At 59.1% G+C, this 14,839-nt stretch carries 14 protein-coding genes; 9 read left to right on the top strand and 5 right to left on the bottom strand.

Annotated features, from left to right (window positions below; genetic code table 11):
* Nucleotides 1–27 precede the first annotated feature (27 nt).
* The 7 genes from JRJ26_06125 to JRJ26_06095 all read left to right on the top strand — a co-directional run bounded on the left by JRJ26_06125 (nt 28) and on the right by JRJ26_06095 (nt 6,005).
* On the top strand, nt 28–765 hold the full coding sequence (locus JRJ26_06125; GenBank protein MBW2057057.1) for a FadR family transcriptional regulator: 738 nt from the start codon (nt 28–30) through the stop codon (nt 763–765).
* A gap of 143 nt (nt 766–908) precedes the next feature.
* A complete protein-coding gene (locus JRJ26_06120) occupies nt 909–1,655 on the top strand; it encodes a 3-oxoacyl-ACP reductase FabG (GenBank protein MBW2057056.1) in 747 nt (248 codons plus the stop codon).
* A gap of 105 nt (nt 1,656–1,760) precedes the next feature.
* On the top strand, nt 1,761–2,009 hold the full coding sequence (locus JRJ26_06115) for a ferredoxin family protein (protein MBW2057055.1): 249 nt from the start codon (nt 1,761–1,763) through the stop codon (nt 2,007–2,009).
* A 36-nt stretch (nt 2,010–2,045) separates the two neighbouring features.
* Nucleotides 2,046–3,200: a 2-oxoacid:acceptor oxidoreductase subunit alpha gene (locus JRJ26_06110; GenBank protein ID MBW2057054.1), complete on the top strand. Its 1,155-nt coding sequence runs from the start codon at nt 2,046–2,048 to the stop codon at nt 3,198–3,200.
* A complete protein-coding gene (locus JRJ26_06105) occupies nt 3,197–4,033 on the top strand; it encodes a 2-oxoglutarate synthase (protein MBW2057053.1) in 837 nt (278 codons plus the stop codon). The genes JRJ26_06110 and JRJ26_06105 overlap by 4 nt, the downstream gene beginning before the upstream one ends.
* Complete coding sequence (locus JRJ26_06100) at nt 4,030–4,581, top strand: 2-oxoacid:acceptor oxidoreductase family protein (GenBank protein MBW2057052.1); 552 nt, start codon at nt 4,030–4,032, stop codon at nt 4,579–4,581. Before JRJ26_06105 ends, JRJ26_06100 begins: the two co-directional genes overlap by 4 nt.
* Nucleotides 4,572–6,005, top strand: a complete 1,434-nt coding sequence (locus JRJ26_06095; protein MBW2057051.1) for a 4-hydroxybutyryl-CoA dehydratase — start codon at nt 4,572–4,574, stop codon at nt 6,003–6,005. Before JRJ26_06100 ends, JRJ26_06095 begins: the two co-directional genes overlap by 10 nt.
* Before the next feature lie 71 nt (nt 6,006–6,076).
* Here JRJ26_06095 and JRJ26_06090 read toward each other — a convergent pair whose 3' ends face one another.
* Nucleotides 6,077–7,264, bottom strand: coding sequence for a CoA transferase (locus JRJ26_06090; protein MBW2057050.1), 1,188 nt, complete (start codon nt 7,262–7,264; stop codon nt 6,077–6,079).
* A 686-nt stretch (nt 7,265–7,950) separates the two neighbouring features.
* On the opposite strand from JRJ26_06090, the gene JRJ26_06085 reads away from it, so the two are divergent.
* A complete protein-coding gene (locus JRJ26_06085) occupies nt 7,951–8,103 on the top strand; it encodes a hypothetical protein (protein ID MBW2057049.1) in 153 nt (50 codons plus the stop codon).
* 136 nt (nt 8,104–8,239) lie between these two features.
* Nucleotides 8,240–8,743, top strand: a complete 504-nt coding sequence (locus tag JRJ26_06080) for a hypothetical protein (GenBank protein MBW2057048.1) — start codon at nt 8,240–8,242, stop codon at nt 8,741–8,743.
* Nucleotides 8,744–8,919: 176 nt separating this feature from the next.
* Here JRJ26_06080 and JRJ26_06075 read toward each other — a convergent pair whose 3' ends face one another.
* From JRJ26_06075 to JRJ26_06060, 4 genes are all read right to left on the bottom strand, one after another.
* Nucleotides 8,920–10,344, bottom strand: a complete 1,425-nt coding sequence (locus JRJ26_06075; protein ID MBW2057047.1) for a purine/pyrimidine permease — start codon at nt 10,342–10,344, stop codon at nt 8,920–8,922.
* Between the two features lie 141 nt (nt 10,345–10,485).
* Entirely contained in the window at nt 10,486–11,868 is a 1,383-nt protein-coding gene (gene hydA, locus JRJ26_06070; GenBank protein ID MBW2057046.1) for a dihydropyrimidinase, read from the bottom strand.
* 164 nt (nt 11,869–12,032) lie between these two features.
* The gene (preA, locus tag JRJ26_06065) at nt 12,033–13,262 is read right to left on the bottom strand and encodes an NAD-dependent dihydropyrimidine dehydrogenase subunit PreA (GenBank protein ID MBW2057045.1); all 1,230 of its coding nucleotides are present in this window, start codon (nt 13,260–13,262) and stop codon (nt 12,033–12,035) included.
* A 128-nt stretch (nt 13,263–13,390) separates the two neighbouring features.
* Complete coding sequence (locus tag JRJ26_06060; GenBank protein ID MBW2057044.1) at nt 13,391–14,755, bottom strand: NAD(P)-dependent oxidoreductase; 1,365 nt, start codon at nt 14,753–14,755, stop codon at nt 13,391–13,393.
* Nucleotides 14,756–14,839 lie beyond the last annotated feature (84 nt).

Raw genomic sequence — 14,839 nt, 5'->3', positions numbered from 1 at the left:
CGTTGAGCTGCGGAGAAGGAGGTGACCTTGAAAAAGGATGAGACCAGAGGCGGCCTTTTTTCGCCTGTGAGGACCAGTAAAGTATCCGACGAGGTTTACAAGCAGCTGGTTTCCATGATACGGAGCGGCAGGCTTAGACCGGGAGAGAAGCTCCCGTCCGAGAGGGAGATGGCGTCTGAGATCGGGATCAGCAGGCAGTCACTCCGGGAAGCCCTCTACCGGGCGGAGATCATGGGGTTGATCGAGGTCCGCCAGGGGGAAGGGAGTTTCGTTCTCTCATCGGTGGGCAGGTCTCTGGAGCTTCCGCTGAGGGTGCTGCTGGAGGAACAGGCAGAGAGGATATTTGAATTCTTGGAGATTCGGAAGGTGATCGAGGGATGGTGTGCCGAGAAGGCGTCGACCGAGGCGACCGCCGAGGATCTGGCAAAGATGGGGGAGATGCTTGAAGAGATGGAGCGGAACGTTCCAAAGCAGAGAACATGGGAAGAGGTGGACATGAGCTTTCACCTCTCCATTGCGGCGGCCACGCACAATCTCGTCGCCATGAGGATCATGGAGGCCCTCAAGGAGAGTTTCGACCACTTCTTCAGATTTCGAAAGATCGTCACGAAACCCGAGAAGAAAGACATCATCTGGCGTCACCACAGCCAGGTCTACGAAGCTATCAGCCGTGGAGAGGCCTCGCTGGCCAGGCAGAAGATCGTGGACCATCTGGAGTACATTGAGAGGAAGATCAGGGAAGACATAGAGAAGATGGAGAGGTGAGAGCGGGGATGGATGCCGCCCCCGGGTTTCGCTCCCGACCGGGTTGAGAATCGAGGCGTTTCAGGGGGGACCCCGGCGGGCTTGGTCCGTCCTGGAGGCCGCGTCCTGCAGGCGCGGATTCATTTGCCTGGGAGGTGTGGACTATGAGACTGAAGGACAAGGCGGCCCTCATAACCGGGGGAGGCCGAGGAATCGGTGCGACGACGGCCTTTCTTTTTGCCCGTGAAGGGGCGAAGGTCGGCGTCGTTGACATGCGGGAGGAAGGACTCGAGGAGGTTGCCGGCCAGGGGAGCCGGAGGGGGTTGGAGGTCAAGACGTTTCTCGGCGACGTGACGGAGAAGGACCAGGTGGAGAGAGTGAGAGAGGAGTTCGTCCATGAGTTCGGAAGGATCGATGTCCTGGTGAACAACGCTGGGATCGCCATTTCCAGGCCTTTTATGGAAAAAGGTGTGGAGGACTGGATGAAGACCCTGGAGGTCAATCTCATAGGGACGTTTCTATGTTCACAAGCTGCGGCGAGATACATGCTGAAGCAGAAATCCGGCAAGATCATCAACATCTCTTCGATCCGGGGCATCGACCACTGCGGCCGGGAGGGGATCATGGACTACAGTGCCTCCAAGGCAGGGGTGATCAGTCTGACAAAGACCATGGCCAAGGAGCTTGCTCCTCACATCAACGTCAACACGGTGGCGCCCGGACACACCAACACCGAGATGACCAAGTCTCTCCCACGAGAAGTCAGGCAAAACATGATCGAGGGGTCGTATCTCAAGCGATTGGCAGAGCCGGAAGACATCGCAAAGGCGATTCTGTTTCTTGCCTCCGGCGACGCCGACTTCATCACCGGCCAGGTCCTCCTGGTGGATGGAGGATTCAGCTTGAAGTGAGCCCTAAGGCCGGAGGATGGGAAGGGCGTAGGATAGAGCCTATCTCACCGCTTCGCTGTGCGGGCCGAACCTTGTAACGGAGCGGGGCACTCTGGTATATATGGAATGAGAGGTAGCTACACAGGGGGAGAAGGCGAATTGGCCAGGGTCTATGTCCTTACCGATGCGTGCAAAGGGGTTCGAGACTGTGGTATCTGCAGGTTCGTGTGTCCAAGGGACGTGTTCGGGGTCTCTGACACCCTCAACGAAAAGGGCTTTTTCCCGCCCCTGGTGGCCGCAGAGGAGGCCTGCACGGGTTGCGAAAACTGCATGATCTACTGCCCTGACATGGCCATCATCGTGGAGAAGGACTGAGGGGGAGAGGTCTCCCCACCAGGGGGCCGAGGCCGGATGGAAGAGAGCGGAGTTCGATCGGGAAGACACTTCATGATGGGAAACTTGGCCTGCGCCGAAGGCGCCATTGCCGCGGGCTGCAGGTTTGCCGCGGGCTATCCCATAACCCCCGCATCCGAGATAGCTCATGCCCTTGCGGCGCGGCTGCCCGAGGTGGGAGGGTATTTCCTCCAGACCGAGGACGAGATCGGCGCCATATGCGCGGCTATCGGGGCTTCGTGGACCGGGAGCAAAGTCATCGTGCCCACGTCCGGCCCCGGGATCAGCCTGATGCTCGAGAATATCGGATTCGCCGTGGGGGTAGAGACACCCTGCGTGCTGGTCAACGTTCAGCGGGGAGGGCCTACGACAGGTGCGCCCACCATGGGCCTCCAGGGAGACATGGTCCAGCCGCGCCGGGGCTCTCATGGGGATTACGAGATAATCGCCCTCTGTCCCTGGAGTCCCCAGGAGATGTTCGACCTAACGGTCCGGGCCTTCAATCTGGCAGAGAAGTTCAGGGTTCCTGTCTTTGTGATGTCCGACGCCTTTGTCGGCCACATGCGGGAGGAGGTCGTCATTCCAGAGCCGGATCAGATCGAGCTCGTACGCCGAAAGATACCGGAGACGGGAACCGATCTCGGCCGGATACGGGTCTTTCTCGACGAAGATGTGGCCCCCATGCCGGTCTTCGGCAGGGGGTTCAAGAGTCATGTGACCAGCTCCTGTCATGATGAGCACGGAAACAGGAATCTCATCGATCCGACCGCCCTCGACAAATTCATCCGGAGGTTGAGACAGAAGATCCTCAAACACAGGGAAGAGATCGTCCAGGTGGAGGTCGACTCGGACAAGGCCGATCTGGCCCTGGTCTCCTACGGGGCAGTGGCCCGCTGTGCAAAGGAGGCTGTCCGGGCGGCCAGATCCAGGGGCTTCGATGTCGGGTACCTGAGGGTGATCACGGCCTGGCCTTTCCCGGAAAGAGAGATCCGGGATCTTGCCGGGAGGGTGAAGAGGATCCTCGTCTTGGAGAACAACTCGGGACAGTATTTCCCCTACGTAAGGGCCGAGGCCGCGGGACTGGCCGAGGTCGAGTTTCTGGGCCCGGAGGTCTTGGGACAGGTACACGGACTCGACTATGTGGTGGGAAGGATCGAGGAGATACTCAAATGAACGACAGGGTCCCCGAGCACCCGCTGAGAAAGTACCTCCGTCCCTCTGTGAAGGGGACAGGATTCTGTCCCGGTTGCGGGGACGGCACGGTTCTCCAGTGCATCCTGAGGGCGATCGACGAACTCAAGATGGAGATGGATGACTTTGTCTTTGTCTCCGGAATCGGTTGTGCGGCTTGGATTATCAGCCCTTACTTCAACGGCGATGTTCTTCACACCACCCATGGCCGGCCCATCGCCTTTGCCACAGGTATCAAGCTCAATCTTCCGGAAAAGAAAGTAATGGTTATCAGCGGCGACGGAGATCTGACGGCGATCGGGGGGAATCACCTTATTCACGCGGCCCGGCGGAACATAGAGATGGTGGTGGTCTGTGTCAACAACGGGATCTATGGGATGACAGGAGGCCAGGTTGCTCCCACCACCCCAAGGGGAGCCCGGACCATTACCACGCCTCTCGGAAACCTGGAGAACGCCTTTGATATCGCTCCCATGGTTCGTGCTGCCGGGGCCTCCTATGTGGCCCGGTGGACGACATTCCATCCGAGGCGGCTGACGCGGAGCATAAAACGGGCTATCGGAAAGAAGGGATTTGCTTTTGTCGAGGCTGTCTCCCAGTGCCCGGTTCAATTCGGGGCAAAGACGGGTGCGGGAAGCGCCGTGGAGATGTTCGAGATGTTCAAAGAGAAGTCCATCTCGGTCGAGAAGGCCTCGGCGATGAAGCCGGAGGAACTGGGGGACAGGATCGTGGTCGGAGAGTTCGCAGACCGGGACAGGCCCGAGCTCTGTGAGGAGATCCTGAGACTAAAGAGAGGAGCGGGGAGGGGCCCATGAGGACGGACCTGATCATTGCAGGGGTGGGAGGCCAGGGAAGCATCATGGCAGGTACCCTGCTGGGGACCGCCGCGGTTGTCTTTGACAAGAAGAAGGCCTTGCAGACACAGTCTTACAGCTCCGAGTTGCGGGGCGGGGCCGCGGTCACCTGGGTCAGTATTTCCGACGAGGCGATCCTCTATCCCCGTGTGGTCCACCCAGACATCTTGATCGCCCAGGCCCCTCAGGCCGTCCAGCGCTATCTCCACCAGTTGAAGCAGGGGGGCACCCTGATCATCGATTCCGACATGGTTCATGACTCTCCCTGCAAAGGGTGCAGCATCGTGAAGGTTCCTGCCACGACCATTGCCGGCAGGGAGATCGACAACAGCATCGTGGCCAACCTGGTGGTCCTGGGTGCTCTCATCGCCACGGATCCGGTCGTCTCCCCGGCGGCTGTGGAGGAAGCGATCCGTTTCTCCGTGTCCAAGACCAAGATAGACATGAACATCAAGGCCTTTCGGAGAGGCCTCGAGGTGGGCTCAGCACAGGGGGAACAATGGCACTGAAGACAAGAGAACAGTATATCGATAGTCTTAGAAGGCTCAAACCCACGGTGTACATGTTCGGTGAAAGAATCGAGAATCCGGTGGACAATCCACGGATATTCGCCGGAATCAACGCGACAGCGGCCACCTATGAACTGGCCGAGACCGGGGACTATAGAGACCTGATCACCACGGTATCGCCCCTGACCGGAGAAGTGGTGAACCGATTCACCCTGCCCGCCCGGTCCATCGAGGATCTGGTCATGAGGGTAAAAGTCAACCGAATTCTCGGGGGGTACGTGGGGACCTGCTTCCAGAGGTGTACGGGCCTCGACTGCCTCGGGGCGCTGTCGATTGTGACCTATAACATCGACCAGAAGTACGGGACCGCCTATTACGGTCGGTTCATGGATTTCTTGAAGTACATGCAGAGAAACGATCTCACGGGAAATGCCGGCGTCACGGATGTGAAGGGCGACAGGAGCCTGAGCCCTCACGAACAGGAGGACAGGGATCTCTATCTGAGGGTGGTCGACAGGAACCAGGCGGGCATTACCGTTCGGGGGGCCAAGGCGCACCAGACAGGATCGCTGAGCTCCCATGAGATCATCGTACTGCCCACGCGGGCCCTCCGAAAGGGAGACGAAGACTACGCGGTGGCCTTTGCGGTTCCTGCAGATACCAGAGGTCTGATCCACGTGGTGGGCAGAACGTCTCTGGATACCCGCGAGCTGGAGGGTGTGGACTGCGGCAACATCCGGTACAGCAAGTACTGTCCCACACTCATCTTCGACGACGTCTTTGTGCCGTGGGAGAGGGTATTCATGTGCGGCGAGGTGGAGTTTGCCGGTGAGATCGTGGGGCGCTTCTCCGCCTATCACCGCCAGTCCCATGGGGGGTGCAAGGCCGGAAAGATCGATGCCATGATAGGTGCAGCCGCGCTAATGGCCGACTACAACGGAACCGGCAGGGTCAGCCACATCAAGGAAAAGATCATTGACATGATTCACCGGGCAGAGACCCTCTACGGGTGCAGTCTCGCCGCATCCTACGAGGGGAAGAAGGAACCCTCGGGAACATACTTCATCGATCCTGTCCTTGCCAATGCATCAAAGATCCACGAGGGCAAGGAGATGGCGGAAGTCGGGAGACTGCTCGTCGACGTGGCAGGCGGGTTCGTGGCCGATCTTCCATCTGAGAGAGACCTGAGGAATCCGGAGGTGGGTCCCCTCCTCGAGAAATATCTCAAAGGGGTGGCCCATGTTCCCGCCATGAACCGGATCAGGCTCTTCCGCCTGGTGGAGAAGATGGTCACGGAGAGCGCCGACACGGTCTCCGACATCCATGGCGGGGGATCTGCTGCGGCCCACAGACTCACGATCTACAGAGAGTCCGACATGGAATACAAGAAGAGGTGCGCCCGGAGGCTGGCGGGTATCGAGTAAAAGGGGAGGTCCCCCTCGGCGGAAGGGGCCGGGGGGGAGGTCCCGATCTACCGGAGATTTTCCGGGAGCCCTCAGACGATTTTCTCCTCCCTCAGACGGCCTATCTCTGCTTCTGAATAGCCGAGTTCCTTCAACACCTCTTCGGTGTGTTCACCCATGAGGGGAGGGGGCAGCCGGAGGGAGGCCGGCGTGCGGCTCAGCTTTGTCGGGAATCCGATGGTCTTGATCTTTCCGATGGTCGGGTGATCCTGTTCCAGCAGCATCTGCTGATGCAGGACCTGCGGATCCTGGAAGACCTGATCTATGTAAAGGATGGGACCGTTGGCCACGCCTGCCTCGTTGAGGATCTCTTCCCACTGTCCGGTGGTCTTCTCGACGAGCTTTTCCTCGAGCAGGGGAGTCAGTTCAGGACGATTCCTCACCCTGTCCGCCACGGTGAGAAACCTCTCGTCCTCTATGAGATGTTCGAGTCCAAGAGCCCTGGCCAGACGCTCCCACATGGCCTGGTTGCCTGCGGCTATGTTTATGAATCCGTCCTTGGTCCGGAAAGTACCGTAGGGGGACATCATGGCATGGTCATTCCCCTGGGGTTCCGGCCTCTCTCCTGTGGCAAAGTACTTGGCGGCCTGGAATCCCAGGACCGCGATGAGCCCCTCCAGGATCGAGGTTTCCACCTTCTGCCCCATTCCGGATTTCTCCCTCTCGATGAGGGCCAGAAGGATGCCGTACATCCCAAAGATTCCGCCCAGAGAGTCCCCGATGGCAACACCCACCCGGACCGGGCCCGTGTGTTTCCATCCTGTCACGCTCGACAGACCGGACATGCCCTGCGCGATGGGGTCGAACCCGGCCCGGTTGGCATAGGGCCCTGTCTGGCCGAACCCGGAGATGCTGCAGTAGATCAACCGGGGATTGATCTCTTTCAGGGTCTCGTAGTCGATCTTGAGTTTTTTCTTTACGGGAGGCCGGTAGTTCTCCACCAGGATGTCTGCCTGGGTGACGAGTTTCCTCAGTATTCCCAGCCCCTCGTCGGTCCTGATGTCGAGGGTCATGCTCCTCTTGTTCCTGTTGTTGAGGAGATAGTAGGGACTCTCGCCTTTCAGGTAGGGGGGGCCGAAATCCCTGAGCATGTCTCCTCTTCCCGGCGGTTCGATCTTCAAGACCCGGGCGCCGAAATCTGCCAGGAGTTGGGTGCAGTAAGGGCCTGCCATGGCCGCTGTGAGATCGACGACGGTGATTCCCTCCAGGGGTTGAGTCATTTCCTGTTCCTCCTCTGGCAAATCGTTTTGTGGGGCCCTGTAAGAGCAGGGAGAATCGTAAAGGATACCAGTCTTTCTCACATATCGCCCGTCCTTTGTCAACGGATAACCGGGTGGAGTTTCCTGAGTCTTCGGCCGAGGATTCTTAGAAGTATATGATGTCACGATCTTTTTCTGTTTTGGCAGGAGAACATCCTTGTCCCCTCGCTCCTGAGCTCACGGGGTGACCCTATCAAGGTTCGCGGGCGGGCATTTCCTGCCCCTTCCCCGGGAACACGACTCACGACCCACGAACACGACTCACGAATCACGAACACGACTCACGAATCACGAACACGAACCACGAATCACGAACACGAACCACGAATCACGAACACGAACCACGAATCACGAACACGAACCACGAACACGAATCACGACTCACGAACACGAACCACGAACACGCCCTTCCCCCTCCCCGCTCGCGCTTGACGGGTATCCCACCGCTTCCGCAATGTCGCCCGGAGGCAAGGGTGTTCTCCAAAAGTCAGGATACTCTAGATTGCCGGGAATGAGCCGCCCCATGAAGACATCCAGAAAAGGCGCTTGCATCGTGGAGGGGTTTCGAATATAGAATAGACGCGACGGGGATCGTCAAGAGGCGGCGTCGGGGGGTTCCGGGGTTCCTGACGAGGGGGGCACGTGGTGTGAAAAAGTACCTGAAATGGGTTGTTGTGGGTCTCGTCCTCGCCTTTGCCATAGGGATTCAGGTCTGCCAGGGGAGGGGAACGGTGCCCGGGGCGATCATCTTTGCGGGGGTGGTGGTTTTGTTCCTCTACTCTTTTTGGAAGCGGAGGTAGAGGCTGGGCAATCGGGGAATCCCGCGGCTGTCGAGACCCGTCTCGAAGGGTGCCGCCGTGAGGCCGATTATCGTCTCGAAGAGGCGGCAGAGGAGACAGGGGCCCGCAATCCTGATCGACCATAGGAGAGAATCGGATGGAAGTCTTGGAGAAGGGGAAGACGATCTCGATTCATTCCGGCCAGGGGTTCCCGGCTCTGAAAGTGATCGAGGAGGCGGGGATCGTTCTTCTTTTGATTTGGGGGGTCTTTGCCGTTCTGGTTCTCTTCTTCTCTCAGCCGGGCAGGGAGATTCTCCCGTATTTCATCGCCCTGGCCTTGCTTCTCGTCCTTCCCGTGGTTTTCACGGTCCTGATCCGGGAATCCCGGTACTGGGGGACGATTCTTTTCGACGGGGAGAGGAGGGTCCTCTCCCTGCGGGGGGTGTGGCGGAGCCGGGAAGTTCCTTTCGACGCGATCAAGAGCTTCCAGGTGAACCGGTACCCCTTCAGGAAGGGGGTCTTTCTCCATAGGCTCGAGGTCGTCCTCTCCTCCGGGCAGATCCTCCGGCTCATACGGGATGTACCCGAAAGGGAGGCGCTGTCTCTGCTCTGCAAAAGGATACAAAGACTCGTTGAGACTTCTCCGCGGGGCTCCGGTTGATCTGCAGGATCGCCGCCTCGGGTGGCCGGAGCGGCAAGCACTACGCGGGATTCCTCGGTCGTGAGGCCTGGAAGAGGGCAGCAGCATTGAATACCTGCCTGGAATACCTTTCCGCCCCCTTCCGGTTGGCCTCTGGCCTTTCCTCTCCTCTATCTACTACGAGCCTGTTTCCATGATCATCCAGCCTCCGCCCATGCCTTGAGCCCTCTCTCTTCCTCCGTTCCGGGCACGATGTTGTCCAGGACGAGGCCGATGAGGCCGCCTACGGCCATGCCCGTCTTTCCCACGGTGGTGATGATGTCGCCGATCCACTTTACGCTGAGAGGCCAGTCTGCACCCATGGGAAACTTGTCGAAATACTCTGGCACACTCAGCCCCATGAAGAAGGCAAAGCCGATTATGAACAGATTCCGTGCGGAATTCATGTCGCAGAGTACGAGGTTGGAGAGCCCCACGGCGGCGATCATTCCGAAAAGTCCGCAGTACATGGCACCCACCACAGGACCCGGCATGGTGGTGAAGATGGCCCCGAACTTAGTGACAAAGGCGAGAACGATCATCACCGTCGCCCCCCATCTCACCACGTGGCGGCTCGCCACTCGGGTCAGACCGATGGCCCCTATGTTCTCCGAATATGTGGTCGAACCGTTACAGGTCTGGAGGAATCCCGCGATGAGACATCCGATCCCTTCGGTGCCCAGGCCCCTGCTGATCATATCCGCCGTGGGAACAGGAGCCTCGCTGATCCTCGCACACGCATAGTAGTCCCCTATCGATTCGATCATTGAGGCCAGGTAGGCGGCCACCATGGCAAGGGCGAAGGCTATGTTGAACTGGGGGAATCCCCACTTGAAAGGAACGATCGGCTTGTAGCTGAGCCACGGGGCGGCGGCGACTTTCGACCAGTCCACGTAGGCTGGATCCCCGGGCCCGACGAGGCCGATTGCCGACACGATGATGGCAATGACCCATCCGGTTACGATAGCGAGCAGAACGGGGAAGAGGAGAAAGAGCCTCGACTTCTTGCCCAGGAACTGGGAGTAGACGATCAGGGCGATGATCGTAAGCCCGGCGACTAGCCAGCTGCTTCCCTTCCCCCCTGAGAAGGCCACGGGAGCCCCGATCTTGTACAGGGCCAACCCGATCAAGGCGATGGTGGGCCCGATGGTTACAGGTCCTACGTATTTCTTGACCTTTCCCATGACACCGGTCCATCCCAGGACGATTTCAAAGGCCGACGCGAGGATAATGGCCCCGGTGATCTGCTGGACGGCGATTTCGAAACCCATGCCCTTGCCCACCGTTGCCCCGATGATGACGAAAGCCGGGGGGAGAAAGGAGAAGGACCCACCCTGAACCACGGGAAGCCTGTTGCCTATGGTAGATTGGAGCCAGGTTGTGATTCCCGAGTTGAGAAAGATCGTCGAGATGAGAAGAGCCGTGTCGCCGGCTGACATCTTCATCTGTCCTGCCAGGATGAGAGGAATCAAGACCGTGGCGCCAAACATGGTGAGGTAGTGCTGGATTCCCAGGAAGATGCTTTCTCCGGTAGGCGGCTTGTCTTCGATGGTGTAGATGATCCATTTCCGTTCTTGAGCCATGTTTGCCCCTCCTTGTATCTTGGAATAATGATCCCTAGACTCCTGCCCTCTTTACTCGACGGAAGATAGAGCCGAATTCACCTCCTTTCCGGGTAGCCTCGATGTTGCCTGGGCCGGACAATGCCTTTGGAGTCCTTGCTCTCACATCAGGCTGAAGGGTTTCCGCTTGACGTACCTGCCCCGGCCTGGTCGGCCCAGAAACCTCCCCTCTTTTACCAGGACAGCACCCCGGGAGAGTACCACACGGGGCACGCCCCTGCCCCTGTAACCCTCGTAAGGGGTATAGTCCACATTCTGGTGATTGGTCTTTGCTGTGATGGTGAATCTCTCTCTCGGATCGAAGACCACGAGGTCGGCGTCGCTTCCCACGGCCACGGTCCCCTTGGCGGGGTAGAGGCCGAAGAGCCTGGCCGGGGCGGTGGAAACCAGTTCGACGAAGCGGTTGATGCCGATCTTCTTCTTGTTCACTCCTTCGTTGAAGATGAGGCAGAGGCGGTTCTCGATCCCCGGCGCTCCATTGGGGATGAGGGAGAAATCCTTCTTCCCCAGATCCTTCTGTCCTTTCAGGTTGAAGGGGCAGTGATCCGTGGAGATGACCTGGAGATCGCCGGAGGCCAGGGCTCTCCAGAGAGGGCCGTGGTTGGACCTGTCCCTGAGGGGTGGAGACATGACGTACTTGGCCCCGTTGAACCCGGGTTCCTCGTAGTTCTTCTCGGAGAGGACGAGATACTGCGGGCATGTCTCTGCAAGGACGGGTAGGCCCCTGTCCCGTGCCTCTCTGACCTTTTCCAGGGCCTGGCTGCACGACAGATGGACGATGTAGAGGGGAGCCCCCGCCATTTCGGCGATGGCGATTGCACGGCCCGTGGCCTCTGCCTCTGCCGTGGGGGGGCGGCTGGCGGCATGGTACTTCGGGGCGGTCTTTCTCTGCGCCAGAAGCTCTTTGACCAGGCGATCTATGATGTGGCCGTTTTCTGCGTGGACCATGACCAGGGCCCGAGCCTCCCTGCACCTTCGCAGGATCTCGAAGAGGGCGCCGTCGTCGATCATGAGCGAGTCCTTATAGGCGAGAAACGTTTTGAAACTGGTGACTCCTTCGGCCACGGCCCCGGGAATCTCGTCGAGAATCCTATCGGTAAGATCGGAGATAGCCACGTGGAAGGCGTAGTCAAAGACCGCTTTCCCCCTGGCCTTGGCTTTCCATGTGCTCAGGGTCTGCTTCAGGGACTGTCCCCTTGCCTGGATGGCAAAATCGACGATACAGGTAGTCCCTCCGTAAGCGGCCGCGATGGTTCCTGTCTCGAAATCGTCGGAAGTGGAAGTCCCCATGAAGGGCATGTCGAGGTGGGTATGCATGTCGATGGCACCGGGGAAGACATAGGCACCGGTTGCGTCGATCACTTCCCCGGCCTCATCCGTGATCGTCTCTGCGATCTGGACGATCTTGCCCTTGGCGATTCCTATGTCGGCCCGGTAGGTGTCGGTAGCCGTGATGATTGTCCCATTTGTGATCTTGATGTCCATCTTCCTCTCCCTCCCGATCAAGGGCTGATCGCCCTGTGCAAACCCCTTGGATCTGCCCGTTTCTTATCGGAGATCCTGCTTCGCCTTTTTCCCTCCGATTTCTTCTCCCAGTCGATTCCCGACAGTCATGTCCCGGACGATGCAGTTCCATCGAAAGGCCCCGGTCACCCTGCCGTGACCTCTTTCATGGTGACACAGTCCCAGACCGGGCAGACCTGGTAACAGAGAGAACAGCCCGTACACTTCTCCTCGTCTACGACGGGGATTCGATCCTCCCTCAGGCTGATGGCCTGGTATCCCGCGTCCCTGCACGAGACGTAACAGATATCGCACTTGACACACTTGCCCTCGTCCACGCTGGAGACCACCTTGTATTCGGTGCTCAGATCCGACAGGGCCCTCACCTTCTTCAGAGCCAACCCCACCATCCCTCCTATGGAAGCAAAACCGTGGTCTTCCATGTAGTTGCTCAGGCCGTCCTTCAAGTCATCGATGATTCCGTAACCCCTCACCATGACCTCGGTACAGAGCTGCAGAGTAGAGGCACCCATGAGTAGAAACTCAGCCGCGTCCTCCCAGGTGGCTATCCCGCCGATACCCGAGATGGGCAGATCGACGGCCTCCCTGATGGTGGCGACGGCCTTCAGAGCGATGGGTTTGATGGCCCTTCCGGAGAGACCGCCGTGGGAAGAGAAACCGGCGACAGCGGGTTTGGGTACAAATGTCTCCAGGTCGACTCCTATGATGGCTCCCACCGTGTTGATGGCCGAAATCGCCGATGCTCCGTTCTCCATGCAGGCTCTTGCGGGGAGTGAAATGTCGGTCACGTTGGGGGTCATCTTGGCCATGACAGGGATCTTGACGGCCTCGGTGACCCAGCGGGTGACCCGGCCCGCAAGCTCGGCGTCCTGGCCGATGGCAGAGCCCATGCCTTTCTCCGGCATTCCATGGGGACAGGACATGTTCAGCTCGATCATGCCGGCCCCGGCGTCCTCTACTCTCCTGGCCATCTCCTTCCATCCCTCCGGATGTGAGGCGTCGTCCATAAGGCTGGCGATGATCACGTGGTCAGGGTGGGATTTTCGAATCTCCTCGATCTCCTTGAGCCAGACATCGAGGGGCCTGTCAGACACCAATTCGATGTTTTCCAGGGCATAGATCTTCTTGGGTTCTTCCGGAGAACCTGGATAGGCAAGAGAGGCGAGGCGGGGTTTGACGTTTACAATCTCCTCTCTCACCAGGGTCTTGGTCACCGCTCCGGCCCATCCAGCGTCGAAGGCCCGCTTGATCATCTCACCTGTCGTGGCCGGCGGGGCCGAAGACAGGACGAAGGGATTCTGAAATTTCAGTCCGCAAAAATCCACGCTTAGATCGGCTTCCTTGACAATCTTCATGGCGGTCCTCCTCTTCTTTCCCTGGATATGGGGGCCAAGGCCGGGTGATCCCTCTCGTCCCCGCTCCCCATCTCTGCCTCTCCCTCACGGCTTTCCCTGTCCGAAGCGGCCCAAGAGGTTTTCTCGTCTTATCCGGGCTTTTGGTTTCCCATTGTTCGCTTCCCTGCCCTGACATACTCATCCATGGCAAAGGCAGCCCTTTTTCCGTCTCCCACGGCTCTCACGGCAGTATCACCACCGTTGACCGCATCCCCCCCCGAATAGACCCCTTCGATGGATGTGGCCATCGTATCCTCATCCACTCGTATGCGGCCCCGGCGGTCCCTCTCCAAGCCCTGGAGGCCTCCCTGACGGGGAGTCTGGCCCACGGCGATGATGGCCGTATCGGTTTCCACCACGAAATTGGAGCCCTCGATCGGTACGGGTCGGGGTCTGCCCGAACGATCTTCCTCTCCGAGTTTGAGTCGCACGTACTCCACCGCCCGGAGCGTTCCCTCTTGCCCGATAAAGCGAACCGGAGCACAGAGCAGCTCCAACTTCACCCCTTGCCTCTGAGCCCGCTCCACCTCTCCGGGCCTGGCAGGCATTTCCATCGCGGTTCTTCGATATCGAAGGGTCACATGAGGTACGCCGAGCAGCCTGGCACTGGCAGCCGCGTCGACAGCCGTGTCTCCTCCTCCGATCACCTCGACCCTCGGGCCGAGCCGAAAACGGACCGCCCGGTTTTCGATCTGTGCAAGCTTGATCTCCCGTAAGAGATCAAGCCCCTGGAAAACTCCATGGAGATCTTCACCCTCGACGGCGAGGCTCTTGGACTCTGCCGAACCCAGACCGAGGAAAACCGCTCCGTATCTCTCCAGAAGGGGGGGCAGATCTTCGATCAGGGAATTGTTGTAGATCTTTACACCGAGAGCCTCGATGTACTCGATCTCGTCTCTTACGATCTCATAGGGGAGGCGAAACGGAGGGATGGCATAGGTGAGAAGACCGCCCGCAAGGGGACGCCCTTCGAAGAGATCCACATCATAGCCGAGTCTGGCGAGGGTTGCTGCCGCCGAAAGACCTGCAGGTCCGGCCCCGACGACGGCCACCGAGACCCCCGTCGGTTCCCTTTTTGCCGGGAGCTTTGCCCCCTTTTCTCTCTCGTAGTCGGCGGCAAACCTCTGGAGTTTTCCGATGTGAATAGCCTCTGCGAGTTCCGTGCTGCTGCACTTACCCTCGCAAAGGATCTCCTGGGGGCAGATACGGGCACAGCTACCCGGCAGGACGTTGTCCTCTCGAATGACCCGGATAGCTCCACCGAAATTCCTGTTTGCAATCTGCCGGATGAACCTGGCGACATCGATGCCTGCAGGGCATCCCCTGTTGCATGGCGCATCCTGGCACTTGATGCACCGGTTGGCCTCGGCAACGGCTTCCTGAGCCGTGTAGGGCCTTTCTATCTCCTCGAATATCCTGTCCGGTCTGGGTGAGTCGTCATGAGCCATAGGCATCTACCCGGCCCGCCTTCTCCACCCTTGTACCTGGTCGACACCTGGGACGCCCGTGGGATTTGCGGGCGAGGCTCCCGCCCTTTC

This window comes from Deltaproteobacteria bacterium, assembly GCA_019308905.1.
In the GTDB taxonomy this organism is placed as follows: Bacteria; Desulfobacterota; BSN033; order WVXP01; family WVXP01; genus JAFDHF01.
This window is presented reverse-complemented; position numbering and strand designations above follow the sequence as displayed.